The organism is Rufibacter sp. JT3400010, assembly GCF_054956755.1.
In genome coordinates this window covers 167,810-193,217 of sequence record NZ_JBUDXA010000004.1, presented here as the reverse complement: position 1 = coordinate 193,217, position 25,408 = coordinate 167,810, and the positions used below count along the sequence as shown (strand labels likewise).

At 49.7% G+C, this 25,408-nt stretch carries 29 protein-coding genes; 8 read left to right on the top strand and 21 right to left on the bottom strand.

Annotated elements, in window-relative coordinates; translation table 11 throughout:
- Positions 1-97 precede the first annotated feature (97 nt).
- The 8 genes from ACY0JR_RS05930 to ACY0JR_RS05895 form a co-directional block, all read right to left on the bottom strand.
- Complete coding sequence (locus tag ACY0JR_RS05930; RefSeq protein ID WP_462633024.1) at positions 98-1,027, bottom strand: M20/M25/M40 family metallo-hydrolase; 930 nt, start codon at positions 1,025-1,027, stop codon at positions 98-100.
- A gap of 335 nt (positions 1,028-1,362) precedes the next feature.
- Positions 1,363-2,295: a M48 family metalloprotease gene (locus ACY0JR_RS05925; protein ID WP_462633023.1), complete on the bottom strand. Its 933-nt coding sequence runs from the start codon at positions 2,293-2,295 to the stop codon at positions 1,363-1,365.
- 222 nt (positions 2,296-2,517) lie between these two features.
- Entirely contained in the window at positions 2,518-2,772 is a 255-nt protein-coding gene (locus tag ACY0JR_RS05920) for a hypothetical protein (protein ID WP_462633022.1), read from the bottom strand.
- A gap of 165 nt (positions 2,773-2,937) precedes the next feature.
- The gene (locus tag ACY0JR_RS05915) at positions 2,938-3,324 is read right to left on the bottom strand and encodes a CZB domain-containing protein (RefSeq protein WP_462633021.1); all 387 of its coding nucleotides are present in this window, start codon (positions 3,322-3,324) and stop codon (positions 2,938-2,940) included.
- 64 nt (positions 3,325-3,388) lie between these two features.
- Positions 3,389-4,414 (bottom strand): SDR family NAD(P)-dependent oxidoreductase, encoded by a 1,026-nt coding sequence (locus ACY0JR_RS05910; RefSeq protein ID WP_462633020.1) that lies wholly within the window; start codon positions 4,412-4,414, stop codon positions 3,389-3,391.
- Positions 4,415-4,421: 7 nt separating this feature from the next.
- Positions 4,422-5,348: a non-homologous end-joining DNA ligase gene (gene ligD, locus ACY0JR_RS05905; RefSeq protein WP_462633019.1), complete on the bottom strand. Its 927-nt coding sequence runs from the start codon at positions 5,346-5,348 to the stop codon at positions 4,422-4,424.
- A gap of 311 nt (positions 5,349-5,659) precedes the next feature.
- Positions 5,660-6,202, bottom strand: coding sequence for a hypothetical protein (locus ACY0JR_RS05900; RefSeq protein WP_462633018.1), 543 nt, complete (start codon positions 6,200-6,202; stop codon positions 5,660-5,662).
- A 258-nt stretch (positions 6,203-6,460) separates the two neighbouring features.
- Positions 6,461-7,009: an NUDIX domain-containing protein gene (locus tag ACY0JR_RS05895; RefSeq protein WP_462633017.1), complete on the bottom strand. Its 549-nt coding sequence runs from the start codon at positions 7,007-7,009 to the stop codon at positions 6,461-6,463.
- 159 nt (positions 7,010-7,168) lie between these two features.
- On the opposite strand from ACY0JR_RS05895, the gene ACY0JR_RS05890 reads away from it, so the two are divergent.
- The 7 genes from ACY0JR_RS05890 (at position 7,169) to ACY0JR_RS05860 (ending at position 15,620) form a co-directional block, all read left to right on the top strand.
- Positions 7,169-7,627, top strand: coding sequence for a DUF2059 domain-containing protein (locus ACY0JR_RS05890; RefSeq protein WP_462633016.1), 459 nt, complete (start codon positions 7,169-7,171; stop codon positions 7,625-7,627).
- Between the two features lie 540 nt (positions 7,628-8,167).
- The gene (locus ACY0JR_RS05885) at positions 8,168-8,713 is read left to right on the top strand and encodes a phosphatase PAP2 family protein (protein ID WP_462633015.1); all 546 of its coding nucleotides are present in this window, start codon (positions 8,168-8,170) and stop codon (positions 8,711-8,713) included.
- 257 nt (positions 8,714-8,970) lie between these two features.
- A complete protein-coding gene (locus ACY0JR_RS05880) occupies positions 8,971-9,762 on the top strand; it encodes a dienelactone hydrolase family protein (protein ID WP_462633014.1) in 792 nt (263 codons plus the stop codon).
- A gap of 207 nt (positions 9,763-9,969) precedes the next feature.
- Complete coding sequence (locus tag ACY0JR_RS05875; RefSeq protein WP_462633013.1) at positions 9,970-10,644, top strand: hypothetical protein; 675 nt, start codon at positions 9,970-9,972, stop codon at positions 10,642-10,644.
- 273 nt (positions 10,645-10,917) lie between these two features.
- Positions 10,918-12,723 (top strand): glycoside hydrolase family 3 protein, encoded by a 1,806-nt coding sequence (locus ACY0JR_RS05870; protein WP_462633012.1) that lies wholly within the window; start codon positions 10,918-10,920, stop codon positions 12,721-12,723.
- A gap of 609 nt (positions 12,724-13,332) precedes the next feature.
- Positions 13,333-14,622 (top strand): exo-beta-N-acetylmuramidase NamZ family protein, encoded by a 1,290-nt coding sequence (locus ACY0JR_RS05865; protein WP_462633011.1) that lies wholly within the window; start codon positions 13,333-13,335, stop codon positions 14,620-14,622.
- 143 nt (positions 14,623-14,765) lie between these two features.
- Entirely contained in the window at positions 14,766-15,620 is an 855-nt protein-coding gene (locus tag ACY0JR_RS05860) for an alkaline phosphatase family protein (RefSeq protein WP_462633010.1), read from the top strand.
- Positions 15,621-15,716: 96 nt separating this feature from the next.
- Here ACY0JR_RS05860 and ACY0JR_RS05855 read toward each other — a convergent pair whose 3' ends face one another.
- From ACY0JR_RS05855 to ACY0JR_RS05830, 6 genes are all read right to left on the bottom strand, one after another.
- Positions 15,717-16,481 carry a CDP-alcohol phosphatidyltransferase family protein gene (locus ACY0JR_RS05855; protein ID WP_462633009.1) on the bottom strand — a complete coding sequence of 255 codons (765 nt, stop codon included), beginning with the start codon at positions 16,479-16,481 and terminating at the stop codon, positions 15,717-15,719.
- A 36-nt stretch (positions 16,482-16,517) separates the two neighbouring features.
- On the bottom strand, positions 16,518-16,907 hold the full coding sequence (locus tag ACY0JR_RS05850; RefSeq protein ID WP_462633008.1) for a GtrA family protein: 390 nt from the start codon (positions 16,905-16,907) through the stop codon (positions 16,518-16,520).
- Positions 16,908-17,366 (bottom strand): phosphatidylglycerophosphatase A family protein, encoded by a 459-nt coding sequence (locus ACY0JR_RS05845; RefSeq protein WP_462633007.1) that lies wholly within the window; start codon positions 17,364-17,366, stop codon positions 16,908-16,910.
- Between the two features lie 7 nt (positions 17,367-17,373).
- Positions 17,374-18,699 (bottom strand): inositol-3-phosphate synthase, encoded by a 1,326-nt coding sequence (locus ACY0JR_RS05840; RefSeq protein WP_462633006.1) that lies wholly within the window; start codon positions 18,697-18,699, stop codon positions 17,374-17,376.
- Between the two features lie 273 nt (positions 18,700-18,972).
- On the bottom strand, positions 18,973-19,164 hold the full coding sequence (locus ACY0JR_RS05835; protein WP_462633005.1) for a type II toxin-antitoxin system antitoxin: 192 nt from the start codon (positions 19,162-19,164) through the stop codon (positions 18,973-18,975).
- Between the two features lie 3 nt (positions 19,165-19,167).
- A complete protein-coding gene (locus ACY0JR_RS05830) occupies positions 19,168-20,019 on the bottom strand; it encodes an SPFH domain-containing protein (protein ID WP_462633004.1) in 852 nt (283 codons plus the stop codon).
- A gap of 193 nt (positions 20,020-20,212) precedes the next feature.
- Between ACY0JR_RS05830 and ACY0JR_RS05825 the strand changes: the two genes are divergently transcribed.
- Complete coding sequence (locus ACY0JR_RS05825; RefSeq protein WP_462633003.1) at positions 20,213-20,587, top strand: SPW repeat domain-containing protein; 375 nt, start codon at positions 20,213-20,215, stop codon at positions 20,585-20,587.
- Positions 20,588-20,726: 139 nt separating this feature from the next.
- Here ACY0JR_RS05825 and ACY0JR_RS05820 read toward each other — a convergent pair whose 3' ends face one another.
- From ACY0JR_RS05820 to ACY0JR_RS05790, 7 genes are all read right to left on the bottom strand, one after another.
- Complete coding sequence (locus ACY0JR_RS05820; protein ID WP_462633002.1) at positions 20,727-21,581, bottom strand: hypothetical protein; 855 nt, start codon at positions 21,579-21,581, stop codon at positions 20,727-20,729.
- A 161-nt stretch (positions 21,582-21,742) separates the two neighbouring features.
- On the bottom strand, positions 21,743-22,183 hold the full coding sequence (locus ACY0JR_RS05815) for a PepSY-like domain-containing protein (RefSeq protein WP_462633001.1): 441 nt from the start codon (positions 22,181-22,183) through the stop codon (positions 21,743-21,745).
- A gap of 167 nt (positions 22,184-22,350) precedes the next feature.
- Positions 22,351-23,616 carry a sensor histidine kinase gene (locus tag ACY0JR_RS05810; protein ID WP_462633000.1) on the bottom strand — a complete coding sequence of 422 codons (1,266 nt, stop codon included), beginning with the start codon at positions 23,614-23,616 and terminating at the stop codon, positions 22,351-22,353.
- On the bottom strand, positions 23,613-24,290 hold the full coding sequence (locus ACY0JR_RS05805; protein ID WP_462632999.1) for a response regulator transcription factor: 678 nt from the start codon (positions 24,288-24,290) through the stop codon (positions 23,613-23,615). The genes ACY0JR_RS05810 and ACY0JR_RS05805 overlap by 4 nt, the downstream gene beginning before the upstream one ends.
- 134 nt (positions 24,291-24,424) lie before the next feature.
- Complete coding sequence (locus tag ACY0JR_RS05800; protein WP_462632998.1) at positions 24,425-24,685, bottom strand: hypothetical protein; 261 nt, start codon at positions 24,683-24,685, stop codon at positions 24,425-24,427.
- A gap of 9 nt (positions 24,686-24,694) precedes the next feature.
- Positions 24,695-24,886, bottom strand: coding sequence for a hypothetical protein (locus tag ACY0JR_RS05795; RefSeq protein WP_462632997.1), 192 nt, complete (start codon positions 24,884-24,886; stop codon positions 24,695-24,697).
- Positions 24,887-24,911: 25 nt separating this feature from the next.
- A complete protein-coding gene (locus tag ACY0JR_RS05790; protein ID WP_462632996.1) occupies positions 24,912-25,340 on the bottom strand; it encodes a hypothetical protein in 429 nt (142 codons plus the stop codon).
- Positions 25,341-25,408: the final 68 nt, after the last annotated feature.

Sequence of the window (25,408 nt, the reverse complement as noted above, 5' to 3'; positions counted from 1 at the left end):
TCAATCTGTAAGAGCCCCATAGGAACGGTCTGCCTTAACCGTTCCTATGGGGCTCTTAGATAAGTGCTCCTTCTTTTTGAGGCCGAGTTGTGCTGCGTTACAAAGGCAATTGCTTGTCCAGCACCTGCACCGCTTGCAGAATGGTTTCCACTGCTTTCAGGTAGAAAGGTTGGTGAATGTTCTTGAACTCATCGGTTTCCTGATGGTAATGCGGGTGGTCTTCTACCCCGAAGTAGATGAACGGAATCTGGGCGGCATGGAAACTGCCGTGGTCAGACTGTTTTGTCCAGTCGTCATGGCCTTGTTCCGGGCGGTCATGCCCGAAGCGCAAGTTCAAGCCTTCGGGCACTTTCACTTGCTCCAGCAATGGTTTGAAGGCAGGGTAATGGTAGGTACCGGAGGCGTATAATTCATTTTTCTCTGAGATGCTGACCATGTCCAGGTTTACGTCCAGCAGAATGCGCTCTTTGGCGAACGGCAGATTGGCCACAAAAGCTTTGGAACCCTGCAAACCCTGCTCCTCAGCATCAAACGCCACAAACACCAACGTGTGCTGCGGCTTCTGTTTCTGGAAGTGCGTGGCAATGGCCAGAATTGCCCCAATGCCCGAGGCATCATCATCAGCTCCGTTGAACACTTTTCCGTTGCGGGTACCCACGTGGTCATAATGCGCCGAAACCACAATCACTTTGTCTGATTTACCCTGAATCATGCCCACCAGATTCACTCCAGGTTGCGCGGTGGTATTGTTGCGCTGGGTAAAGGTAAAAGCATGCTGGTACTGAGCACCTACGGGTTTCAGGCCGATGCTCTGGAACCGTTGCAAGAGGTATTGCTGCGCTTTGGCGTGGCCCGGGGTGTTGGGTAATCTTCCGCCCAACGAGTCGGCGGCCAGAATCTCTACGTCTTTGAGGGCTTGGCTTTGTTGGGGGGGTTGGGACACGTCCTGGGCACAAGAGGTAAAACTAAGCGCACAAACGCTGAAGGACGCCAGTAAAAAAGCGGAAAGGGAGCTGGATGGGTTCATGGCCAAAAGGTACGGAAAAATTGGAATCCGGCACAAACAATGAGGCCCTTGCTGTTTAACCCTTGTTTTAGAGAAATCGGCGCTTTTCCTGAAGATCACAGAAATAGAGGTAATTGTTTTTCTCAGCAGGAGTACCTCCTCGTTACAGGGTAATGAGTTACATTCTGTAGCGACGTTACCCTGTAACGAGGAGGTATTCCACAACACCCGCAACGAGCCCCTGCTGTTTATCTCTTGTTTCCAGAAAATCGGCTTAGAAACAGCATTCCGCATAAAACAAAACCGCCACCCTCTGGAAGAAGGTGGCGGCTGTAAGATATGGTTGAGGAAGGAGCTTAGGTAGTGGTTAACACGCCTACGCGTTTTCCGTCTTCATTCAGGAGCAATCCGTCTGTACTCACGAACAGGTAAGAGAAGTAACGGCTTTCCAGTACATAGGGGAACTGGCTGCTTTTGGTTTTCTGCAACTTGCCAATCACTTCCAAGCCGCTATCGGTTTCACGTACCAGGTTATAAGAGGTAGTCACATAGATGCGCTCTTGCGGGGCACTCTGCAGTTTCACCTGACGGAGGATTTGCTGCGATGGCATTCTGCTGGAAACCGAGGCCCGTCTGTTTGATGTGGTGGAAGCCACGGCACTTTCTGAAACCACCGGACGGCTGATGCCTGCTACAGTACGGTTAGGCGTACCGGCTTTGGCACTGGCCAGAATCTGATCCTGGGCATTTCGCCAGCCTTTGCTGATGGCCGTTAAACGAGAGCTTTTGCCGGGGTGCGTGTAAGAATCTTCTTCCTCGGCCAAGGCTTTGATAGCTGCCTGAGCTTCGCTTAAGCTAGCACCCATCTTCCGCAACACAAAACCAGAGAACTCATCGGCTTCTAATTCATCTTGCTGGTTGCTGCCGCCTTTAGAAAGCGTGTGCCCGTTCAGGTGGTGTCCAATCTCGTGCGCCAGAATGCTGATGCCTGCCCAGTCGGTTTTAAGGGCAGTGTTCAGGGAGTTCACGAATTTCTCGTTGTACAATATATAGCGTTGACCGTTCATGATCACGGCCGCTGCGTTAGGAACGTTGGCAGCGCGCACCTCAAACCTAGGTTTCAGCCCAACTACGTCAATAATCTCGGTAATGATATCTCTGGCCCCCAGCGGAGCAGGCGCTGCATATGCGGTAGCAGCTTCTCTCTTGGTGTCAGCCACAGCCGGTGTTACCACCGAAGCACCAGTCAGAAACAGACCGGTAAGTACTGATAAAAGAACCTTTTTCATATGCTTTTTCATGTAGTTTTATAACAGAAATACACGCGTATAGATTCAACGTTGTTGCGCTTAAATCATTGCGTACTACTCTAGTAGCAAGTTTTCTGCCAGTTTTAGAAAAACAGTCCTAAAATGCCCCTAAGTCAAGGTGATTTAAAAATATTTTTTTAGTTCCGGAATAAGCACAAAAAAGCCTTTAGAGTTCTGTTCTAAAGGCTTTTTGCTGATGAATTAGTAATTATTCTCCTGGTTGGAATCACCGTCATTGGGGTCTCGTTCATCAATGGTGTTTCCGCCCGCGGCTTTCTCAGTGCCCGAGAAGTTTTCGTCCTGCTTGGTGGAGTCATACCCGGTCATAGTACGTCTGTAGCTGTCATTGTCGCTGATGCTCTGGCGCTGGTTTTCTGACTGGCTGCCTTGCTGCATCTCATTCGCAGAATTGCTGGTTCCTTCTGGATTGGCTGGGTTGTTTACGGTATCTGGCATAAGAATAGTCTTAAGTGAAACGTCTGTCCCTCTGCTTTCTGCATGAGGTCCTTCTTCTTTACTACAGCCAAAGCAAAAGGTTCTTCCTAACTACTGGTTTACAAAGCCTACTGAATGTATATGACAGAATTACAACCTCTTAACACCTGAAACTGACAAAAAGGACTACGTAAGGGTTTTTCGTTCTAAGACATCTAACAGGTGCAGGAGCTTTTGAGCGGTAGCTTCTACCTGGGTGAGTTTGCTTAGCGCTTCGTCCTGTTTTCCCTGTTGATACTCCTGCCACAGACGCCGGGCAATGACGTGCATTTCTTCATGAACCTTTTCCAGTTCTCTTACTTCTTCCAAGTGCCCTATGCGCGGCAGAGCCACTTGGTAGATCCATTTCCCCAAAGAACATTCTGTGGTGGAGATCACCGGTTCTGTGTCTATGTTTGCTCCGTACAACATGGCCCTCAGCTTTGACTTGAACAGGACGTGCTTGATGCGGGCCTGCTCAAAATCAAGCCTGCCAATACTCTCAAAATAATTTTCCTGCTCCTGGCTGTTCATGGGTGATGCAGTAAAGTAAAAGTGTCGTTATACAGAGCGTAACGGTAAAACCTAAAACGGCCCATTACATTTCGTTGTTTTCGCGGGCCGCTTCATGGTTGGGGGCATTGAGGCTGGATTGCGTTAATTCGGTCTCGCTTTCATAGCCCCGGACGGCTTCTTTCCCTACTCCGCCCGGACCCGGTAAAAACATATTCACCAGCCCCAGTAGATCTGCCGTAGTGCCGGGGAAAAGTCCATGGAAAGTACTGATCAGTCTGGCATTGATGCCCAAGGTAACTTCGGCTTTGCCGAAACGACAGGCTTTCATGATTTTACGGGCCGCATCATTAGCCGCCAGCGAAATCATGGGGTTGGCATCCATCAAAGCGAAGGCTGAATATTCTTTTTCGTTCTGGCCTTTGATGAATGCGTTGCGGGCGCTGCCAGTACGCATAAGGCCGGGATTGATGGTAGTCACGTAAATGCCGTCTTTCAGCAGCTCAGACCGGAACCCTTCAGACATGCCCACCAACGCAAACTTGCTGCCACTGTACGGCACCAGGTGCGGCACACTCACTTTTCCGCCCACCGAGGCAATGTTCACGATTCGACCTTCGCCACGGGCTTTCATGTCTGGGAGCACTTCCAGCATGGTGTAAAGAGAGCCAAAATAATGGATGTCCATGGCCGCTTTAAAATCTTCTACCGTCATTTCTTCAGATGGTCCGGCGGCGATGATGCCTGCGTTGTTGATGAGTACTTCCACTGGCCCCAGTTTGCTTTTTATCTCAGCTATCATGGCTTTTACCTGAGCTTGGTCGCTTACATCACAGTTGAAGGCCAGCACGGTGGCCCCGCCGGCTTCCAGTTCCTGGCGGGCGGCGTCTAGCTGGTACTGGGTGCGGGAACAAATGGCAATGTTAGCACCTTGTTCGGCAAACATGCGGGCCAGTACCAAGCCCAATCCCCGGCTGCCGCCCGTAATCAGAACGGTGCGGTCTGTAAAGGAGAATTCGCGCTTCTGTTTGGTGTAAGCGCGCATCGCTAACAAAGCTCCCAGCCCAGCAGCACCGGTGAGTAGAAGTGTCTTCTTCGTGTTGTTTTCCATGGTATTCTTATTTCAGTTTCTTTAGGTACGCGGCAACGTCAATCCCCTCGCCCAGTACTGGTTTGAAAATATCGCCTAACTTCTTTACGCGCGCGGGCACGTTCTGGATGGTAAACTGCAAAGGATGTAACCCGGTTTTCACTTCTTTCCATTGCAGGGGCGTAGAAACGGTGGCTCCGGCTCTGGGCCGTACGCAATACGGCGCAGCTATAGTTTGCCCGATGGCGTTTTGCAGGAAGTCCAGGTAAATCTGGTTCCGGCGTTCTTTGGGGCTACGTTCCAGGCTGGTGAGTGTAGGAAGCTTCTCGTGTACCCGCTGGGCCAGCATATAAGCGAGTTCTTTCACCTGGTCAAAAGGCCATTTGGCGGCCAGAGGAACGTACAGGTGCATGCCCGTGGCCCCTGAGGTTTTGGCATACACGGGTATCTCCAGTTCATCCAGGATCTGCTTCGCGACCAAAGCGGTTTCCACCACTTCTTCATAGGTGTTCTCGCCGGGGTCTAAATCCAGCACCAGATAGTCTGGCTTTTCCAGATGTGGCAGGCGGGAGCTCCAGGGGTTGAGTTGAATACAGCCTAAATTGTTCAGGTACGCCAGAGCCGCTTTGTTCTGGCATAACAGATAGTCTACCTCTTTGCCCGTAGATTCTGCTTTGATGGAAATGGTCTGCACCCAGTCTGGCGCATGTTCCCCGGCATCTTTCTGGAAGAAGCCCGGTTTAGTGATGCCGTTAGGATGACGCAACAATGATTCAGGCCGGTCTTTCAGGTAAGGCAACAGCACATTGGCCATGGTCTGGTAATAGAGCACCAGGTCTTGCTTGGTGATACCTTCTTCGGGCCAGTACAGTTTGTCTGGATGGGAAATAGTGATCTCCTGTCCGTCTAACTCCAGCACCAGCGCTTCTTCGTCCTTTTTCTGTTTTGCGCTCATTTTCGGTTTTTCAGGTGATATTAGGGCAGCCGCTTACTCAGGAGTTTTCTTCACAGCAGCCACCGCTTTTTCAGGCACTACTTCCCGGGCCTTTTCGTCTTATCCTGAAGCCCATGAAACTAGCTTGCCGCAGTTACCGGAAACTCTCCCACTCTTGACTTTATTAGCTGTCTTTTACGCAAATATTCTGTTTTACGCTGCATGTCACCCAAAAGTGGTTTTACTGCCGTTTTCCAGAAAGCCGCTTAAAAACAGAAAGCCTGTCACTTACTCAGAGACAGGCTTTCTGTTTAGTAGGAAATCAATGCAGCTTAGTTGGTTCTGGCCCCGCGTCCGGCTACATCTGGGTCATTGTTTTGGTCTTTACCGCCTTCATTGGGCGAATATTTGTGGTCATCTGGGTCTCCGCCGTGGCCTGCGTGTCCGCTGCTGCGGCCGCCGCCGGTACCGTCGTTGCCGTTATGGTTTCCTTTAAAGCCGCTGTGGCTATCGCTCAAACCACCAGCATGGGTACCGTAACCAGTGTCTTTGTCGCTTTCAGCGCCATGAATGGGCTGTTTGGCTTCAGTTGGGTGCTTGCCCAATTCCTGCTGATTTTCGCCGTAACCGCCGCCGCGGCGTCCTTCAATATCCCCGCCCCCGTTTATATCAACGTGTGGGGTGCCATAGTCTTCTTTGCCGTTATAGTCTACAAAGTCGCCGTCGGCGTCATAGTTGGCAGTGTTGCCGCCTTCGGCTTTGGTGCCGTAGTTATGATCGGCGAAGGTGCCTTCCCCACGGTTACCGTCCTGGCTGTTATTGCTTCCATCGCCACTCATCTGAGGCGTGCCCTGGTCTTTATTTTGCTCTTCCATAGTATCGTCAGGTTTTAAGTGAGTACAATAAACTTGTGTACCTGTTTACGGGAGGAAACCAGGAGAGTTAATTTAAGAATGATTTTTACAGGAGTGTGCTCTTTTTCCAGTTTGGGGTGAACTGCTTTTTGTATTCAGCAGATTGAAGTTGTTTTAAACAGCAGAAGTCCTTTCACCAGCATTCAAGTAAAAGGACTTCTGCCATGCTACACCACATTTAGGGGCTGTTTTCAGGAAAACTCCTCCTAAACAGGTTGTTTACTTTCCGTCTTTCTGGTTCAGTAATTTAGGTAGTAAATTGGCTTTGGCCCACTCTACGGTTAAAAGCGTTTTCCCATCAATGAAAGGATAGCTGGAGAGTTCCTCCGGTGCAAGTTCCAAGATTTTGATGTCTTCGTTTTCATCATCCAAGCCGCCGCCTTCGCCGGTTTTCCTGCTTACTTCGGCGTAAAACAGGTACAGTTTTTCAGAGAAAGCGCCCGGCGAAGGATAGAACTCATAGAGCTGCTGAATCTTATCTACTGCGTAGCCAATTTCCTCTTCAATCTCGCGGGTGATGGCGGCCTCTGGTTTTTCGTCAGCGCTGTCTAACATGCCGGCCACCGTCTCTACCATGTCACGTTCTACGGCTGGCCTGAATTGCTTTACAAATACAAACTTCTGCTTTTTGGTGTCATACACCAGTGCCCCGGCCGCCTGCCCGGTGTGGAACACTTCGCGTTTGAATTCATTTCCCTGGTCCTCTACGGTATACACCTGCAAACGGTAGTGCCCCTGGTAAGCGGTTTCTTTCTTGGTTATTTTCATAGATTGATTTACAAGAGATTGGTTGTTGAATTTTCTACTTCCCTCCTACGCAGGAGGCCGGGGCCGGTTCATGGGCAGGAATGATTCAAATAAATAAGCCGTGAGGTTGGTTATTCTGTGACGTGTTGCGTAATTTATGCAACATTCAATCTTTTTAAAATGAAGAAACTACTTTCTCTGTGGGTTGTTCTGCTGTTGGTTTCAGTAGGAAGTGCCATGGCGCAGACCCAGAGCAGCCACTACAAAGCCGCCGAAACCTTGCTCATCACCATGGGCAGCCCTAAAACCATTGATGACAACCTCCAGCAAATGCTGACCATGCAAATGGAACAAGTACCCGCCATGAAAGCCGCTGAGCTAGAAGTAAGGTCCTTTTTCTCTAAGTACATGAACTGGGACGCCGTCAAAGACGATATGATCAAGCTCTACATGGCCGAGTTCACGGAGAAAGAGCTGAAAGACATGAATAGCTTTTACCTCACCCCTACCGGCAAAAAACTAGCCGCCAAACAATCTACCATCACCATGAAGAGTGCGCAGATTGGTCAGGCTAAAGTAGAGCCGCACATGATGGAGTTGCAGCAGGCTATTCAGAAGAAAATGGAAAGCGGTAACTAGCTTCACCTTACTTCTGCCCAGTAGTAGCCCTTGCCTATAGCAAGGGCTACTTGCATTAAAAGCCTTTCAACTTTCTCCTACATTAGAGGCGTCATCCATTTAGTTACAATTCGGCCTACCCTCCTGAAAAATTAAACCCCTGATTTTCATGGTTGGCAGAGGAGTTTCCTGTTTCTATCGAAAAGGAAGAAGGCAGGAAACTAATTAGGTGCAAAATAGTCTTAGCAAATCATCTACCCTTTTGATTTTTAAGACTCTATGCGTTCCTTCTTGCTCCTCTTAGCTTTGCTATTTGTAGTCAGAGCCTCTGCTTCTGCCGCTTTCCCTGGTCCAGACTCCTTACAAGTACCCAAAGACACATTTCTACTGCAGAGTAGCCCAAAAATACCTTGGGTAAAACAGCATCAACGGCTCCTGCTGAAATCAACGTCCGCGTTACTGGTGACCGGCCTCTTCATATCTTCTTATGAACATTTTGATAAGTCAATACAAGCTATCTCCCAGAATAGACGCACCGTTGTATCGGATAATGCCGCGAAGATGATGCAGCCCATGGGCACCGCTGTCCCCTTACACGCCACCTTCGCCACCATGATGGCCATAGGGACCATTGCCAAACGTCCTAAAATGCGGGAAGCGGCCATTGTGGGCTTGGGAAGCTTTTACCTGAACTCTTTCTTGACAGATAAACTGAAGAAAGAATTCCAGCGGCACAGACCCAGTAACACCACAGACAGCCACTTGTTTGATGGGGCCGGTGGCGATGGCACCAATACATCTTTTCCGTCTTCGCACACGTCCAATGCCTTTGCGGCGGCCACGGCCATTGCCTCTGTCTACCATGACAGCAACTGGGTGCCAGAGTTAGCATATGGCATGGCTACCTTGGTGGGTTTGTCGCGCATCAATGACAACAAACATTGGGCTTCTGATGTGCTGGCGGGGGCCACGCTCGGTTACTTAACTGGTAAAGCCACTTACTGGAGTTACCACAAGGTAAAAGGCAAACTCACGAAAAGAAGTTGGCTGGTTTCGCCTAGCTGGCAGAACGGACAGGCTGGTTTAAATGCCTCACTCCGCTTTTAACGTTGGGCAGGTAGCTTTCGGTTTCTGGCCGGTTATTTAGAAACAACCTAAAATCGGGTGCCCTGAATCTATTAGCAGGGGGCTAGCTGGTTTCTCAAAGGTTAGCGCGTTTTCAGAACATTCAAATAAAACGGTTGGTTTTACCTTCAACCAATACCAAGCGGAACTGTTACCTTCGTAGCGGCTCCGCTTTTATTTTTGCACTTCCTTTGCGTGGGAAACCGCTGCCACTTTAAACCTTAAACCACTTTCTACTTATGAAAAAACTTTCCCTTGCCTTTGTTTTCATTTTCGCCTTGCTGGCACATCTTTCTGCCCAGGCCCAACAAATTAAAACGCAGTTGGTAGAGTACAAAGAAGGCTCCACTACCTTAGAAGGTTACCTTGCCTATGATGCCTCTAAGAAAGGAAAACTGCCGGGCGTGTTGGTGGTGCACGAGTGGAACGGCCTCAGCGACTACACCAAAAAGAGATGCGACCAACTGGCCAAAATGGGCTACGTGGCTTTCGCCGCCGATATTTACGGCAAAGGGGTAAGACCTACCACTCCAGAGGCCATGGGGGCCGAAGCCGGAAAATACAAGAACAATGTTCCGTTGCTGCGCCAGCGGGTAAATGCGGCCCTAACCCAGTTAAAGAAACAGACCAACGTAGATGCCGCTAAAGTTGCCGCCATTGGCTATTGTTTTGGCGGTACTACCGTGCTGGAACTAGCCCGTAGCGGAGCCGATGTAGCGGGGGTAGTGAGTTTCCACGGAGGTCTGGGCACCCCCAACCTAGCCGATGCGAAGAACATCAAAGCCAAAGTACTGGTAGAGCATGGCGCCATTGACCCCTTCGTACCCAAAGCCGAACTGGACGGTTTCTTCAAAGAAATGAATGATGCCAAAGTAGACTACCAGTTCGTGGCGCACAGCGGGGCCGTTCACTCGTTCACCAACCCAAACGCAGGCACAGATATCACCAAAGGGGCCGCCTACAACGCCAATGCAGACCGCCGCTCCTGGGCAGACATGCAACAGTTTTTTGCCGAGATTTTCAAAAAATAAGCGTAAAACAGATTACCAATAGCAGCGCCTTTGCCGGAGATACCTTCGGCAAAGGCGCTTTTGTTTCTGAAGTATCCCATTCCTAACAAAACATTGGGCCAAATCTTAAGAATAGCATCATTGTCCGCATTAATAAATAAAATCAGAACAACCCTGATTTGAAAGGTCTATATGGTATATTGAGGTGTTCTGTTTTGCCAGCCTTATATGAAAAACATCCTCATTCTTATTTCTCTACTATGCATAGTCATCACCACACATGGCCAAAAAGTTTTGGATACTGGTTACTTCATTTTCACAGAAGAAGGCTTCCAGAAACTAGAGCAAAACAGAGACACCATATACATATATAGGTGTTTTACAAATTTAAGCTGCCCCAAAAAGCCATATAGACATTATAAAATTTTAGCAACCCAAAAGCTATCAGAATTTACAGTTCTTAAGGTGGAGCGACTGGACTCCATTCCACTTACCCCTGACCCTTACCCTGCGGACAGATACTTAGCCGTGGCTTTTCATAGGGTGAACAAAAAAACCTTGTCTTACATCACAGAACCAAAGCATTACACCAAAACTCAGATAGACACCTTGAATCTGAAACAAAGCTATTTGGAAAGCAGATTTAGCTTAACTTATTATACCCAGCCATTTCTCACGGAGTTAAACAAGCTGCAACCAATTACAACTAAAGAAGAAATAGAAAAAATACTGCTTTTGTTTAAAACTCCTGAATACCAGAAAATCGTCCAGAAGCATAAAGATTCTGATGTACCCGATATGTATAACCTCAATCTAATGTATGAACTGTGGCATAAGGCTGTCATAGAAAGCGGCTACAATCCTCATGGTGCCATCAAAAAATTTAACCAACTGATGAAATAAACAGCCCTCTCTTAATTCAGCAAAATTAGCAGTTTGTATTTCAAATAGCTGAGTACAACCAGAGCAAACCAAGTGCTTTATTTCTGAACCGGATTCAGCAACCTGGTTTCCCCATTTATTGCCTGTTTCCAAAGAATTTACTAAAAAGTATTCTTACTAATTCAGCTTACTACTGCCCGCCACATCAACCATCTCTGCCTTACTCCGTAAGGAAAGGGCTTTCCGAACCTTCCTCCGAGAAGGCAACAGAATGACTGACTTTTGCGGCTACCTATGTGTTCAACCTCTCGTTTAAGGCCTGCTTTTTTTATCTGTTTGTTGGCAGTGTTGCTGGCGGGCCTCACGTTTTCGGCATGTAAAAAGAAAAATCCGCATGCCGAGGATACGGTGGTGTTCAAACCGGAACCTATCTCGCCCGAAGACACCATCCAATACCCCAACGAACTCATCACTACCCTCAACCGGAAAAACAAGTGGGTGGACTCGGTTTTCCGGCGCATGACCCCAGATGAGCGCATCACGCAGTTGATGATGATTGAGGTATTCTCCAATCAGGGGCCGCAGCACGAAGAAGACGTACGCATGCTCATCAGGCGCTACAAAGTGGGCGGACTTATCTTCTTTCAGGGCGGGCCCGTGCGGCAAGCCAAAATGACCAACCGTTTACAAGCCGCTTCTAAAATTCCGCTGTGGATTGGCATGGATGCCGAAAACGGGATTGGCATGCGCATGGACAGCGCCATGCAATACCCGCTGCCCATGCTTTTGGGCGCCATCAACAATGACAGCCTTATTTACCAGATGGGCGCCGAGATGGCGTTCGAGTTCAAACGGCTGGGCATGCACCTTAACTTCGCGCCGGTGGTAGACGTGAACAACAACCCCAAAAACCCCATCATCAGTTACCGGGCCTTCGGCGAAAACAAAGATGATGTGAGCTCCAAAAGTCTGGCTCAGATGATGGGCATGCAAGACAACGGTATCATTGCCACTGCCAAGCATTTCCCCGGCCACGGCGACACCGAAGTAGATTCGCACTTAGACCTGCCCGTGATTCCGTACGGCCGTGAACGTCTGGACTCCCTGGAACTCTACCCCTTCCGGCACTTGATCCAGAGCGGCGTGGGCGGCATTATGGTAGGGCACATTCACCTGCCCAAGCTGGATTCTACCGCCAACTTACCGGCCTCGCTCTCCAAACCCATTGTAACCGGCATTTTGAAGCGGGAATTCGGGTACGGCGGTCTCATTTTCACCGATGCCATGGTCATGAAAGGCGTCACCAAATACTTTAAACCCGGCGAGGCCGAAGTCATGGCCCTGGAAGCAGGCAATGATGTGGTGGAACGCCTGGTGAGCGTGCCCAAAGCCCTGGAAGCCATTAAAGCCGCCATTAAGCAAGGCCGACTAAGCCAGAAAGAGATTGACCGGCGCTGCAAAAAAGTACTGGCGGCTAAGTATTGGGTAGGGCTGAACAAATACAAACCTATCCAACTGGAGAACCTGTACCAGGACCTGCACACCTCCCACGCCCAGGAAATGCTTCGGCGGTTAGCCGAAGGATCGCTCACACTGGTACAGAACAAGCGCAAGCTGATTCCGCTGGAGAACAAGAAAAACCGGAAAATAGCCAGTCTGGCGGTGGGCGGTACCAGAACTACCTTCTTTCAGAGAAAGATCAAAGAAAAGCTCAATACTTCAGACTTCTTTCTGCCGCGCCGCTCCAATAAAAAAGACATAGAAAAGCTGCGGAAGGAAATCCTGAAATACGACCTCGTGCTCATCAGCATTTACGGACCCAGCATCAGGCCCAGCAACAACTTAGGCTTCACGCCCGAGGAAAGGGCCTTGGTCAATGAACTAATCCGGAAGAAACGGTGCGTGGTGGTGCTGTTTGACAATGCCTACACCCTCAACCGCTTTGAAGACATGCATCAAGCTACCACACTTATAGTAGGCTACCAGCAATTGCCCGCCGTGCAGGCCGCCGCCGCCAAACTGATCATGGGCGAACTGACTCCGCAAGGCAAACTACCGGTAACCGTGAATCAGCATTTTCAATACGGTGATGGGCTATAGCAGATAACAGGCTACTAGTGGCTCACTTAGTACATGATTCTTTTGTTCACGCCTTATGCCTGTCGCTGGCGTGGCGGGTGGTGGATGCGGTGCCCTTATGCTTTGTTGTTGCATGGTTACCCTCCGTGCGCTCACGGCCGCGAGGCCCCGTCTTCCCCTCCCGCACTGCCCTTTCGGCCTGAAGTGTCTTTTGCGCTTATTTTTGCTATTCCAGGCCAAAAGCGAGGCGCGCTCGGGAAAGACTGGAAACGGAAAAGTAGCGGAAGTTATTTTTTCACCTGTATCACAAACCATGGTTCAAGTCTATGACTTGGACCTACTATGTTCGGAAGTTTGCAACTTCCGTGAGGCGAGAGCCTCAACAACGTTTGCTCAAGTATGCTCTTCTGCTCTTTCGGGTTGGTGAATCCTGAACGGTGAACAGCCATTGTACCCCTATCTTCTTCACAGGCGTATTCCCCTCCTCAGGGAGCAGAGGTGGATTGTAGGGTCTCAACTCTCAAAGGCGCACGATCATCCAGAAGGTAGCTACCTCTATTTTAGGCATGTTTTAGAGGAAACGGGGCTAAGACAGAACGCTCATGTAGAGGCTTTTGCTATATTGGCAGCATGAAGATACGTTCTCCCTTCCGCGTCCTCCTCTTGTTGCCCGTGCTCTTGCTCTTGCAGGCAACGGCCTTTTCCCAGTCACAGAAAGCCGCTAACTCTGATGCTCCGGCCAGCCGGGTGGTCATTGGCATAGAGCGTTTGGTCACGCCCGAATTCCTGCCTTTGCTCCGGAACAAACGGGTGGCCATTCTCACCAACCACACGGGTGTGATGCCAGATAAAAGCCACTTGGTAGATTTGCTGCACGCCCGCTCAGACGTGAAAGTGGTCAAGCTGTTCAGTCCCGAGCACGGCATTAGAGGTGAGGCCGACACCCACGTGTCTGATGACGTAGACCAAAAAACCGGCCTTAAAGTTATCTCGCTCTATGGAAACGTAAGGAAACCAACGCCCGAGATGCTCCAGGATGTAGACGTGCTTCTTTTCGATATTCAGGATGTGGGCGCCCGTTACTATACCTACATTGCCACCATGACCGCCGTGCTGGAAGCCTCCGCCGAGAACAAGAAACTGATGCTGGTGCTGGACCGGCCCAACCCCATTACCGGGGTGTACGTGGACGGCGCCATAGGCAAAAACGCTAAGCAACCCGTAACCGGACCCAGCTTCCTGCCCATTACCCACGGCATGACCGTGGGCGAATTAGCCCGCATGTTCAACGGGGAACGCGCCGCCAAAAAACTACCCCAAGCCGACCTCAAGGTGATTCCCCTGCAACATTACACCCGCAGCCAATGGTTTGACCAAACCGGCTTGCCCTGGATCAAGCCTTCGCCTAACATGATCAACCTGACCACCGCCACTTTGTATCCCGGCACCTGTATTCTGGAGGGTACCAATGTTTCTGAAGGCCGCGGTACCCTGCAGCCCTTTGAGTTTATTGGCGCTCCCTGGATAAACGGCGAGAAACTGGCGCAGCAACTGAACAGCTACAAACTACCCGGCGTCACGTTCAAACCTGTTCAATTCAAACCTGACAGTGTGGTAGACGGCATCAGAATTTATCCGCCTAAGTTTGTGGGGCAGACCTGTTCGGGTGCGCAGGCCATTGTGACAGACAGAAACAAGTTAGAGGCAGCTAAACTATCGGTGTACATTATCCATGCCCTCAAGACGTTGTACCCCACGCAACTGGAGTGGAAGAACAGCCGCTTAGATGGTCTCTGGAAAACCGATACCATCCGGCAGCGTCTACAGGCTGGCGCTGCCCCTAAAGATATTCTTTCGGCCTGGGCCGATGAACTGACTTATTTCAACCAAGTGCGAGCAAAATACCTGCTGTATCCGTAATAAGGCAGAACACCAAACTTGACGCCTCCATGCTCAATGTCACGGCTCTAGCCTTTCAGTTTGTCGTTACTTTTTTGTTTTCAAGCAGTTTTCGGCCTTTTGGCTCTCTTCCAGAAAAGCCCTGCAAGTACGCCACTAAAAACGTGATCATTCTGGTGATTGACGGCGTGCGGTATTCAGATTCCTGGGGAGATTCTACCTACACCAACATTCCGCACATGGCGAAGGATCTGGCCCCTAAGGGAGTTTTCCATCCGCGGTTTTACAACGAAGGGGTTACGCTCACTAATCCTGGCCACGTGGCCTTGACGACCGGGCACCACCAAAAAATAGACAATGACGGCAGCGAACTCCCTGAAAACCCGTCCATCTTCCATTATTACCGGCAACACACCGGCGCTCCTGCCAAAGATACCTGGGTGATCACGAGCAAAGACAAACTGGAGATTCTGGCCCGCACTAACAGCACCAGCCCGGCTGCGGCTTTTGCACCATCGGTGAATTGCGGCGTGAAAGGTTTCGGAACCGGTTACCGTGCTGACACCACCACCATTCGCATTACCAAGCAAGTGCTGGCCAAACACCAACCGAAGTTGGTCCTCATCAATCTCCGCGAACCAGACTCAGAAGCCCACGCGGGGAATTGGGACGGGTACATTAAAGCCATTCAACAGAGCGACCGCCTGGTTTACGAGTTCTGGAACTGGCTACAAGAGAATCCGCATTACAAGAACACGACTACCTTATTGGTGACCAATGACCATGGCCGCCATGTAGGTAATCGTTTTGAGAATCATGGGGACAAATGTGAAGGTTGTCGGCACATCAGCTTGTTAGCGCTGGGGCCAGATGTAAAAGTTGGGGCGCCTGTTACCAAAGAACGGGCGCAGGTAGACGTGGCTGCTACCACGGCAGAGCTTTTGGGTTTTCCAGTTCCTAACCAAAAGGGCGAACCCATGCTGGAACTGTTTGAGCCAACTTCCCTTACTATCAAATAAAAAGGTGTTTTAGGGCTAGTTTCTACAAAACAGCCCCAAAACACCTCTTATAAGCTCTGCTGAAAACTTCGGCAAAGCCAGCAAATTACATGACGTTTATTGGTTTAACGCTTGGTTTTTCTCTTTCAATTCAATGGCGTGCCTGGCTTCCATTAACCTGGTTACAGCGGTCACGTTGGTGAAAACCGCCAGCACCGTAATAGGAATAGTGAAGACAGACATGGTTTCAAAGATGTGAAAGGGAATGCCTGGCACATACAACTTGAAATCTCCGCCTAGAATAGCCGCCGTAAGCCCGCAGAACATGCCTGCCAGGGCAATCAATACCACGCGCTCAGGGCGCTGGAAGAAGCCACCTTTGCATTCCACGCCCAGACCTTCGGCGCGGGCGCGGGTGTAACTCACCATCATGGAACCAATCATGGCAATAAAGGCGAACAGTGAACTGAGGAAGTAATGGTGCGCCATTAGGTAGTAGCAGATACCCAGAAACATCACCAGTTCACTGTACCTATCCAGCACGGAGTCAAACAAAGCCCCAAAGGTGGAGCCCATTTTTCCCATGCGGGCTACCTGGCCGTCCAGCATGTCAAACAGACCGGCCATCATGATCAGGAATCCGGCCCAGCCCACGTAAGAAAAGTCATTGCGGTTCTCGCTTTCCCCGCCTATCACGAAGATAACCGCTACGCCTACGTTCATGATGAACCCGGTGGTGGTAACCGCGTTGGGGGTAAACCCGAGTTTGATCAGCAGCCGGACAAAAGGGTTCACAATTTTGTAGATGCCCTGTTGCAGAAATACCTTCCAGGCTTTCTCCCCGGTTCCCTTCTTTTTCTTGTCTAAAGAATCTAGCTCCATTCCTTTGATTGCATCCATGTACCCAGTAAGAAAGGATTAACTGTATGTGGTATTTTTTTTAAAGACAAATTTCTTTTGCAGCAGATAATTATAGCCTACGCCAATCACTACAGAGGTAATTACTTTAGAGATAAGATAACTGATGCCCGCGTAATGGGTAATGATGTAAATACCGGCCGCATTCAACGCCAGGCTCCCATTCCAGATGATAAAGTACCTGATGGCCTGCGTAGACACTCGGGTATCTTCGGCGTGGAAAACCCATTCTCTGCTCAAGGCAAAATGGGCGACCCCGCCGGAGGCGGTTCCCAGGATGGTGCCCATCACGTACCAACTTCCAAAGAGCTCTACCGCTAAAACGGTTACCAGAAAATCAATAATTGTGGCGCCCACAGAGGCAGTTTGTGCCTTTAAGAAGGTGAGCATCTAAAACAACTTTATGTAAATCACTAGTTGAAGAATAAGGTTGGCGCAGACGCCGGCCAGCACATCGTCCAGCATGACGCCCCAACCGCCGGGCAGTCTCTCGGTTTTTCTGATACCGAGGGGTTTGACAATGTCAAAAAAGCGGAACAAAACCAATCCGGCCAGCAGATACGGAATGGTTACGGGCACCGCCAGCAACGCAATACACATACCGGCCACCTCGTCTATGACTACTTTCTTGTCATCTTTGCCCCAAAACGGCTCCACTGCGTCTGAAGACCAAACGCCCACCGCCGTAATGAGCACCGTGAGGGCAATCTGCCAGGAAAGAAACTCATTCCCACCGTTCTGTCCCAGATACCAGACCAGACAGGTAACCACCGCCGCAACGGTGCCGCCGCCTTTGCCTATGTACCCAATACCCAGACTAGTGGAAATGAGTTTGTGCATCCAAATCATAAAACCCTTACAGGGTGTCTACCAGGTCTTGGTAGTAATCCAGCCCTAAGTGGGTGATCAGGTCTTCGCCCATCATGTGACGCAGGGTATTCTGCAATTTCATTAACTGCTTGAAGATATCATGCTCTGGAGCAAGTCCTTCAATGGTCTGCGGTGACTTGTAGTAGAAAGACAACCACTCCTGAATGCCGCTCATGCCCGCACGTTGTGCTAGGTCAGTGAACAAAGCCAAGTCCAGTACCAATGGCGCAGCCAGGATGGAGTCACGGCACAGGAAGTTAATTTTGATCTGCATAGGGTAACCCAACCAGCCGAAGATGTCAATGTTGTCCCAGCTTTCTTTGTTGTCACCGTGCGGCGGGTAGTAGTTGATACGCACCTTGTGGTACATCTCGCCGTACAGTTCTGGGTTAGACTCTGGCTTGAAGATTTCGTCCAGTACGCTCAGTTTAGAAACTTCTTTGGTTTTGAAGTTTTCTGGCGCATCCAGCACGTAACCATCGCGGTTACCTAAAATATTGGAAGAGAACCAGCCGTTTACGCCTAATGCACGCGCGTGCAGACCTGGAGCTAGGATGGTTTTCATCAACGTCTGGCCGGTTTTGAAGTCCTTCCCAGAGATGGCGATGCCGTTTTCTACGGCAAGCTCCACAATGGCCGGAATGTCTACCGTCAGGTTTGGAGCACCGTTGGCGAAAGGCACGCCCATTTTCATGGCGGCGTACGCATAGATCATGCTGGGCGCGATGGAAGGATCGCTGTTGCGAAGACCTTCTTCAAAGGCGGCAACCGATTGATGTACCTCAGTTTCCTCAATGTAAATCTCAGTGGAACCGCACCATACCATTACCAGACGGTCGCAGCCATTTGTTTCTTTGAAGTTGCGGATGTCTTCCATCAACGCCTCGGCCAGTTCCATCTTGCTGCCACCTTCTTTCACGTGCGTACCGTCCAGATTACGGGCATAAGACTTGTCAAATACCGCTTTCATGGGCACAATAGCCTCTAGTTCTGACTTAACGGCGTGCAGCAACATAGGCTCCAACACCTTGGCGTTCACCGCCGCCTCAAATACGTTGTCGGCGTACACGTCCCAGCCTCCAAACACGATGTCTTCCAGCCCAGCCAAAGGAACGAAATCCTTGATAAGGGGATGACGGTCTTCGGTACGTTTGCCTAACCGGATACGACCCATTTGGGTGATAGACCCTACCGGCTTCGCCAACTCTTTCTTAACAGCCTCTACACCTGCAATGAACGTGGTTGCCACTGCTCCTAATCCTGGGATCAGGATTCCTAACCTGCCGTCGGCCGGTTTCACTTCGTATTCCATAGTTCTATTTTATTTGACTTGTTGAGTAGGTTCTCTTAATTGAAAACCAAAACTAAGGCTTAAGTTATCTATTTTCCTACAAACCTGCTTATGTAATTACCCTATTTCTTCCGGTATTTCTACTATATAAGAAGTAACCAAGGCCTGGATTGGCAAAAATAGGCTTTTGGAATCTATTCTCTTTAATAATCTGGTACCGGGAATGATTGCACGGGGTGGTTGGAGCATGAACTTAGCTTCTGGGGTCCTTCTACTGAAAAAGCAGGAAAGAGGTTAATCTTTTTGCGCTTCTGGCTCTGCCGGACTCTGCGGGGAAGATGGCAGCCGACCAGCCTTTCTGAGGGCTTCCTGCACAATCCACTCCAGTTGGCCGTTGGTACTCCTAAACTCATCGGCGGCCCATTTCTCCACGGCTTTCATCATCTCAGCATTCATGCGCAGCGCGAACGATTTTTTTTCGGCCATTGGCTAGTGGTGTAAAGTTCCGGCGTTTACTACGGGATGGATGCTTCTATCTGAACAAAGCACTACCATTAAGTTGGTGACCATGGCCGCTTTCCGTTCTTCATCCAGGTCTACCAAGCGCCTGTCATTGAGCTGGTGCAAAGCCAGGTCTACCATGCCTACGGCTCCTTCCACAATTTTAGCCCGGGCCGCTACAATGGCGGTGGCCTGTTGGCGCTGCAGCATGGCGCTGGCAATTTCCTGGGCATACGCCAGGTAACTGATTCTGGCTTCCAGCACGTGGATACCGGCAATGGCCAGGCGTTCCATCAGTTCCCGTTCCAGTTCATCATTTACCTCCTGGCTGCTGCCCCGCAACGAGATCTCGCTTTCATCCTCGAAGTTGTCATACGGGTAAATGCCCGCCAGTTTCCGGATAGCCGATTCGCTCTGCACCTTCACAAAATTCTCGTAGTGGTCTACCTCAAAAGCGGCCTTGAAGGTTTCTTCTACCCGCCATACCAACACAACGCCAATCATGATGGGGTTACCCAGTTTGTCATTCACTTTGATGGGATTGGTATCTAAGTTACGGGCCCGCAATGAGATGTTTTTAGACACCAGAAAGGGATTCACCCAGAAGAAACCGTTCTGCTTAATGGTACCGGTGTATTCCCCGAACAGCGTGAGTACCCTGGATTCATTGGGATTCACGATCTTAAAACCTTTGCAGAAGAAAATAAACACCAAAGTAAACGGCCCAATGATTTCTGCACCAATGTAATAGGCACAAACGCCAGCCACGGCAATAAGCAGTAGCAAGAGAACCAGGACGGTGTAACCTGAGATGGGATGATACGATTTTTCGGCTTTCATAGACTTATTTATTTTGATATCATTTTGATATCAACTAAGATATAAAAAGTATTTGACAAAGAGAAGCTATTTAACACAAACAGTATTTACATCTATTCAAACACTTGAAAATCAGTATTAAACGTGACAGCTATCTGCTTTTCTATGCGTATAAAAGGTAGTTATTGGCAAGTTTAAAAAGAAGGAGGTTCTTATGCGCATTATACCAACCAGTGTCCATGGCATCATGGATTATCTCATCGCTGTTTTATTGATTGCCTCGCCCTGGCTATTCGGGTTTTACAGAGGCGGCGTGGAAAGTTATTTACCTATTGGAATAGGAGTCGTGATCCTCATTCAGGCGCTCATGACCCGCAATGAAACCGGGGTTATGAAAGTGATTCCTATGTCGGCGCACATTATGAGTGATTTGGCCATAGGCTTGTTACTGGCGTTATCGCCGTGGCTTTTCTTCTTCCATGATTACATTTGGGAGCCCCACTTCATTGTAGGGTTACTCATTACCGGACAAGCCATTTTAACGCGCATGACCCCAGCGGCAGTGGTGGCACAACGGCACCAGTCCTGACGGTAGAACCGAAGCACCCTAAAAAAAGCAGTTCTCCCGTTTCAGGCGCGTTTTAAGAAAACGCGTCTGAAACGGGAGAACTGCTTTTAAAGGAAATCTATCCTAAACGTTGAAGCAGGATAACAGCTATTCAGCTATTTTACTCAGAAAGCTGCACCTGCAGAATGTTGCCGGGCTCTTTTTTGCCTTCATTGGAGATAAACAGCTCGCCGGTTGGGCTGAACGCAATGCCTTCGGGCTTGTAGAAAGCGGCGTCATTCAGCTTGTGCCGTTTCTTGATGCTGCCGTCGGCATTCAGGATAAACAGTTGCGGGTTAGAAGCCTCGGTCACGTACACTTCACCGGTCACCGGATGGATGGCTATTTCTGACGGCTGCCATATTTTACTAGGCTTTTTGGCCTGTCCTTGCGGCAGTAAAGGATCTCTGAGGTTGAGCTTGAAAATGGGCTCCGCCGATAAAGTTTTGGAAGCCAGGTCAAACGCGTACACGCCTTTATAGTCTGTGCCGTTGGCTTCCTCGCCTTTAATGGCCAGCAGCAAGCGGTTTTGCTTGGCGTCATAGGTAAGGCCTTCCACGTTGTGGGCTTCGGTGAGCGAGGTGGGATATTCCTTTATCTTCAGGCCTTCAGACCGCCAGTCCGCCACTTCAAACAAATGTCCGTCGCTGCGTACCACGTAGGCGGTGTTGCCTACCAAGGTGATTCCTTCATAATCGCCGGCGGCGCCGAAGGTGATCTGGTCGTCAATGCTTTTGGTGGCGGTGTTGTAGATGAAGATGACGCCGGCCTCGTCCTGCACGCAGGCAAATTTGCCGTTCCCCAGGAACACAATGCCAGATACTTCGCGCAGAATCTCGGGCACTTCCCATTTCTGGTTTACCTGCACGGCCTCAGAAGCCACTTCTACCGTTTTTTGTTTTTTGTTCTTTTTGGGTTTGTCACCGGCTTTAGCCTGGGCACTGCCGTTGTCACAGGCCAGTACAGAGAGTGACAAAAACAAGCTTGTTGCTATTATCTGAAAGCGTTTCATAAGATTCTGTCTTTTAGTAAGTCTTTTTAATTAGCGGAACATGGTTTGCTCCTGTTCCTAGTATTGGCTTTTATTCCTGTATATCAGGTATTTTCCATGAACACACCTGAATCTGTCATGGAGGGTTAATCCCAATAGCTGATATTGGCAAGAACTCCGTTGGAAGCATATACCTTATGAAGGTCTTCGTTGTTGTTCTCCAGTTCTACCTGGTAATAAACCTGTCCCTCTTTCTCTACTTTCTCCAAGTCATCTAGCACATACGCAGCAAAATCTCTTTGGAGCGCCATAGAAACTTCCTGAGGCAACTGGGCAGCCGTGATCTCCTGTTTGTGCAGGAGTATGTGCCCCGTGGCGTCTAGCAGAACGGTATGGTCTACGCCTGTAATCTCAAACTCGGCTTCAAACTGGGAGCCTTTTTTCTCCCAGTCAATCACTTTGGCCTGCGGAAACTTCACTTGCACAGCGTTTTGCACCAGTGAAGGCAATTGGCCAAGGGTAATATTCTGGCTGCAGCCCCACAGACTGTAACTCGCCAGGGCGATGGTTAAGAAGGTCGTTTTCATAGGTCTTCGTTTTAGCTTTTCAGGTTATTTTTACCCAAAGCTCGGACCCAAAACAGGAAACAATTGGGAATGCAGAAAAAAGTGAAAATTATTTGAGGCTATTTTCTGGAAAGAAAGCTAAAAAAGGAGGACTTGTACTTGAGCAGGTTACGGGCAAGAAGACGGGATTAAAATGTGACCGTAAAGGTGTGCCCCTGCCGAAAAGTGTACTGAAACTGGAAGCCGTACAGGTCACAGATGGCTTTGACAATAGATAAACCCAGGCCGGTAGACGAAGTGGAAGAAGCGTCTTTGAAGAACCGCGTAAAAATCTGTTCCTCGCTTAAAGGCTGGGCATTTTTGCCGGAGTTTTCAAAAACCAGGGCAGAACCGGTTAGCTCAATCCGCAGGAAACCACCGGGTACATTATGCACCAAGGCGTTTTTAAGCAGGTTCAAAACCAGCATGGCTGCTAAATCAGGGTTGAGCTGAAGGATTACTTCCTGCGTTAGCTGTAACTCAACGGTAATGTCTTTGAAGGCGATCTGGTCTTCAAAGTCCCGCAAGGCTTTCTGTAAAAGCGCAGAAAGCACCACGTCTTCTTCCTGGCCAAACTGCCGGTTCTCAATTTTGGAGAGCAGCAGCAGGGTCTTGTTCAGGCGGGTGAGGCGCTCCAGGTTTTCCATGACGGCCCCAATCTGCTCTAACTGGTTTTCCTGCAGCGGTTGGCTTTCAGCGAGCAGTTCCAGTTTGTTAAGGCTAATGGCCAGCGGCGTTTGCAGTTCATGCGCGGCGTTTTCAATAAAGGCTTTCTGGTTTTGGTAGACTGTGACGTTCTGTTGCAATAGCTTTTCTACGGTCTGGTTCAGGAGCTGGAATTCGGCAATGCGGGTGGGCTGCACCGGCACCGGCTTGGCTTCTTCCAGCTTGAAATGCTGCAGACGCTGTAGAATATGGTAAAAAGGCTGCCAGATTTTTTTCAGCAGCAGGTTGTTGAGCACCAGAATACTGGCAATGAGTCCCAAATACAGCCACAGGAGCGCGTACAGCAAGTCTTCAATAAGATCGTCTTCCTCCACCATTGACGTGATGAGCCGCATTTCATAGTACTTGCCGTTTTGCCGGAACACGGTGGTTAACATGCGCACGGGCTCAAAATCCTGCTCGTTCTGCATGTACATGAGCGTGTCCTGGTACTGGTCTTTGTGGTGAAGGGCCAGCGTGCCCGGAATCTCCCGCACCCGGAAATATCCAGCCTCAAAATCATGCTGTTCCAGCACCGAACTGTCTTGCGCGGCCTTCTGCATGACCAGAATTTTCTGGTTGCCCAAGCCATCGTCTATGCTGTCATAGATTTCATCCAGCATGTTCACGTAGAAAATTCCCGCCCACACCGTGATGACCACCAGCAGCAAGCCCGCAAAATAAGCCGTGGCGTGGTTGAGCAGTTTCATACCGTGACTAGTTTATACCCGATGCCGTAAATGGCCTGGATTTCTACCTCGGCGCTGTGGTCTTTGAGTTTCTTGCGCAGGTTTTTGATTTGGGAATAAATGAACTCGTAGTTGTCAGCTTGGTCAATGTAGTCGCCCCAAACGTGCTCGGTCAGAGCCGTTTTGCTTACCAGCCGGTCTTTGTTAGTGACCAGGTACAGCAGTATGTCGAATTCTTTGCGGTTCAGGGCCAATTCCTGGCCGTTCACCCAGGCCAGATGCTTGTCTAAGTCAATCTGCAGGTTCTGGAGTGTCTGAAGATTCTGGCCCTCAAACTTTCTTCGGCGCAGCACAGATTTCACGCGGGCGTTCAGTTCTGCCATGTGGAACGGTTTGGGCAAATAGTCATCGGCGCCTAACTCCAAGCCCTGAATTTTATCGTCCACGGAGTTTCTGGCCGAGACAATGATTACGCCATCAGATTTCTGCTGTTTTTTGAGTTCCTCCAGCAAAGAAAGTCCGCTGCCGCCGGGCAGGTTAATGTCCAGCAAAATGCAGTCATAGGCATAAATAGACACTTTCTCCAGCGCACTCTCATAGTCTGTGGCGGTTTCTACCAGGTATTGCTCCTGTTGCAGGGAACGCACCAGGGTATCCAGCATTTGGGGTTCGTCTTCTATGACCAGTATTTTCATGGCAGTAAGGGTTTCCTGGCAAGAACAGCCAGAAATCTGTAAAGAGTTGGGAATGCCGCCGCTAAATTCTGCGAACAGATTTCCTGAAACGCGTACGTCCGTTTACCGGCTGATTTGACTAAAACGCAGTAAAATCAAAAGCGGGTAACTTTTCCTTTTGCGTCCCAGTGACTGGATTTGAGGGTAATGCCATCGGCCTCAAACTTGAGGTGACGTACGTAGCGCTCCCCATTGATGCTGCCGTCTGGTCTGCGCTTGCCAATGAACAGCGTGACCGCATAACCTTGTTTGTCTGTGATAAAGGTGAGGTCATTGCCGGCGAACACATCATCTATGCGGCTGTCTGGGGCGAAAGGCTTGCTCAGTTTGGCTTCCAGTTTGGGGCTTAAGGGCATGGCAGGTAGTTAGGCGGTGGTATAAGATTGCAGGATGGAAATGGCCTCGGCCTCTTCGGCCTCCACCACTTCATCTATCACAGATTGAATCTCATTGTCTGACCAGTTGGCCTGCTCGGCGGCTTTCACAAATACGCCCAGGGCCACAAAGCGGCCACCTTCCAGCGGAAGAATTGCTTTTACTTTTTTCTTGATGTTCATGCAGACCGAAAAGTTGTTTTTGCGGCTATTTTACGGAAAACAGGCCTAAATCGCTAAGGCCACCGGCGTTTTCCTGCGCCCAGCGCCGGGCTTCAGTTAATTCCTGAAAATATTCCACTTCGCCGTGGAACTTGGGCCGAAGCGTGGCAATCATGCTACTGACCGCCATCTGGTTGAAGATGTCCTCTGAAATGACGAAGGCCAATCGCTTCACCCCCAACAGATGAAACTGCGGAAACCAGGTACTCAGCGTCCATTCCTGGTCGGCTTGCCGAATCACTTTCATGTACTTCATGTCCATGACCCAGCTCAACAGCCCTCCTCTTCTGGAAACCTGTACTGCTTCCATGAGCCCGTCGCGGTATACTTCACTGGGCACAAACCCCTTCCAGTGCAGCACCAGTAACGTGTACCGCCGGTCAGTTTCCAGTTGTAAGTATTCTTCAGATTCCATGGTTGGTTGGATTTGGTCTCCCTTTCTGCCTATATTTAAAGATTTACCCCAATAAACGGGAGGTCACC

Coding starts and splice junctions, on each gene's coding strand:
- ACY0JR_RS05885 (WP_462633015.1), top strand. CDS start 8,168: ATGATGCAGCCCATGGGCACCGCTGTCCCCTTACACGCCACCTTCGCC.
- ACY0JR_RS05840 (WP_462633006.1), bottom strand. CDS start 18,699: ATGGAATACGAAGTGAAACCGGCCGACGGCAGGTTAGGAATCCTGATC.
- ACY0JR_RS05800 (WP_462632998.1), bottom strand. CDS start 24,685: ATGCCCTTAAGCCCCAAACTGGAAGCCAAACTGAGCAAGCCTTTCGCC.
- ACY0JR_RS05915 (WP_462633021.1), bottom strand. CDS start 3,324: ATGAACAGCCAGGAGCAGGAAAATTATTTTGAGAGTATTGGCAGGCTT.
- ACY0JR_RS05810 (WP_462633000.1), bottom strand. CDS start 23,616: ATGAAACTGCTCAACCACGCCACGGCTTATTTTGCGGGCTTGCTGCTG.
- ACY0JR_RS05870 (WP_462633012.1), top strand. CDS start 10,918: ATGTGTTCAACCTCTCGTTTAAGGCCTGCTTTTTTTATCTGTTTGTTG.
- ACY0JR_RS05855 (WP_462633009.1), bottom strand. CDS start 16,481: ATGGAGCTAGATTCTTTAGACAAGAAAAAGAAGGGAACCGGGGAGAAA.
- ACY0JR_RS05910 (WP_462633020.1), bottom strand. CDS start 4,414: ATGGAAAACAACACGAAGAAGACACTTCTACTCACCGGTGCTGCTGGG.
- ACY0JR_RS05920 (WP_462633022.1), bottom strand. CDS start 2,772: ATGCCAGATACCGTAAACAACCCAGCCAATCCAGAAGGAACCAGCAAT.
- ACY0JR_RS05795 (WP_462632997.1), bottom strand. CDS start 24,886: ATGAACATCAAGAAAAAAGTAAAAGCAATTCTTCCGCTGGAAGGTGGC.
- ACY0JR_RS05875 (WP_462633013.1), top strand. CDS start 9,970: ATGAAAAACATCCTCATTCTTATTTCTCTACTATGCATAGTCATCACC.
- ligD (WP_462633019.1), bottom strand. CDS start 5,348: ATGAGCGCAAAACAGAAAAAGGACGAAGAAGCGCTGGTGCTGGAGTTA.
- ACY0JR_RS05835 (WP_462633005.1), bottom strand. CDS start 19,164: ATGGCCGAAAAAAAATCGTTCGCGCTGCGCATGAATGCTGAGATGATG.
- ACY0JR_RS05925 (WP_462633023.1), bottom strand. CDS start 2,295: ATGAAAAAGGTTCTTTTATCAGTACTTACCGGTCTGTTTCTGACTGGT.
- ACY0JR_RS05805 (WP_462632999.1), bottom strand. CDS start 24,290: ATGAAAATACTGGTCATAGAAGACGAACCCCAAATGCTGGATACCCTG.
- ACY0JR_RS05900 (WP_462633018.1), bottom strand. CDS start 6,202: ATGGAAGAGCAAAATAAAGACCAGGGCACGCCTCAGATGAGTGGCGAT.
- ACY0JR_RS05865 (WP_462633011.1), top strand. CDS start 13,333: ATGAAGATACGTTCTCCCTTCCGCGTCCTCCTCTTGTTGCCCGTGCTC.
- ACY0JR_RS05825 (WP_462633003.1), top strand. CDS start 20,213: ATGCGCATTATACCAACCAGTGTCCATGGCATCATGGATTATCTCATC.
- ACY0JR_RS05930 (WP_462633024.1), bottom strand. CDS start 1,027: ATGAACCCATCCAGCTCCCTTTCCGCTTTTTTACTGGCGTCCTTCAGC.
- ACY0JR_RS05815 (WP_462633001.1), bottom strand. CDS start 22,183: ATGAAAACGACCTTCTTAACCATCGCCCTGGCGAGTTACAGTCTGTGG.
- ACY0JR_RS05830 (WP_462633004.1), bottom strand. CDS start 20,019: ATGAAAGCCGAAAAATCGTATCATCCCATCTCAGGTTACACCGTCCTG.
- ACY0JR_RS05850 (WP_462633008.1), bottom strand. CDS start 16,907: ATGCTCACCTTCTTAAAGGCACAAACTGCCTCTGTGGGCGCCACAATT.
- ACY0JR_RS05790 (WP_462632996.1), bottom strand. CDS start 25,340: ATGGAATCTGAAGAATACTTACAACTGGAAACTGACCGGCGGTACACG.
- ACY0JR_RS05880 (WP_462633014.1), top strand. CDS start 8,971: ATGAAAAAACTTTCCCTTGCCTTTGTTTTCATTTTCGCCTTGCTGGCA.
- ACY0JR_RS05845 (WP_462633007.1), bottom strand. CDS start 17,366: ATGATTTGGATGCACAAACTCATTTCCACTAGTCTGGGTATTGGGTAC.
- ACY0JR_RS05895 (WP_462633017.1), bottom strand. CDS start 7,009: ATGAAAATAACCAAGAAAGAAACCGCTTACCAGGGGCACTACCGTTTG.
- ACY0JR_RS05890 (WP_462633016.1), top strand. CDS start 7,169: ATGAAGAAACTACTTTCTCTGTGGGTTGTTCTGCTGTTGGTTTCAGTA.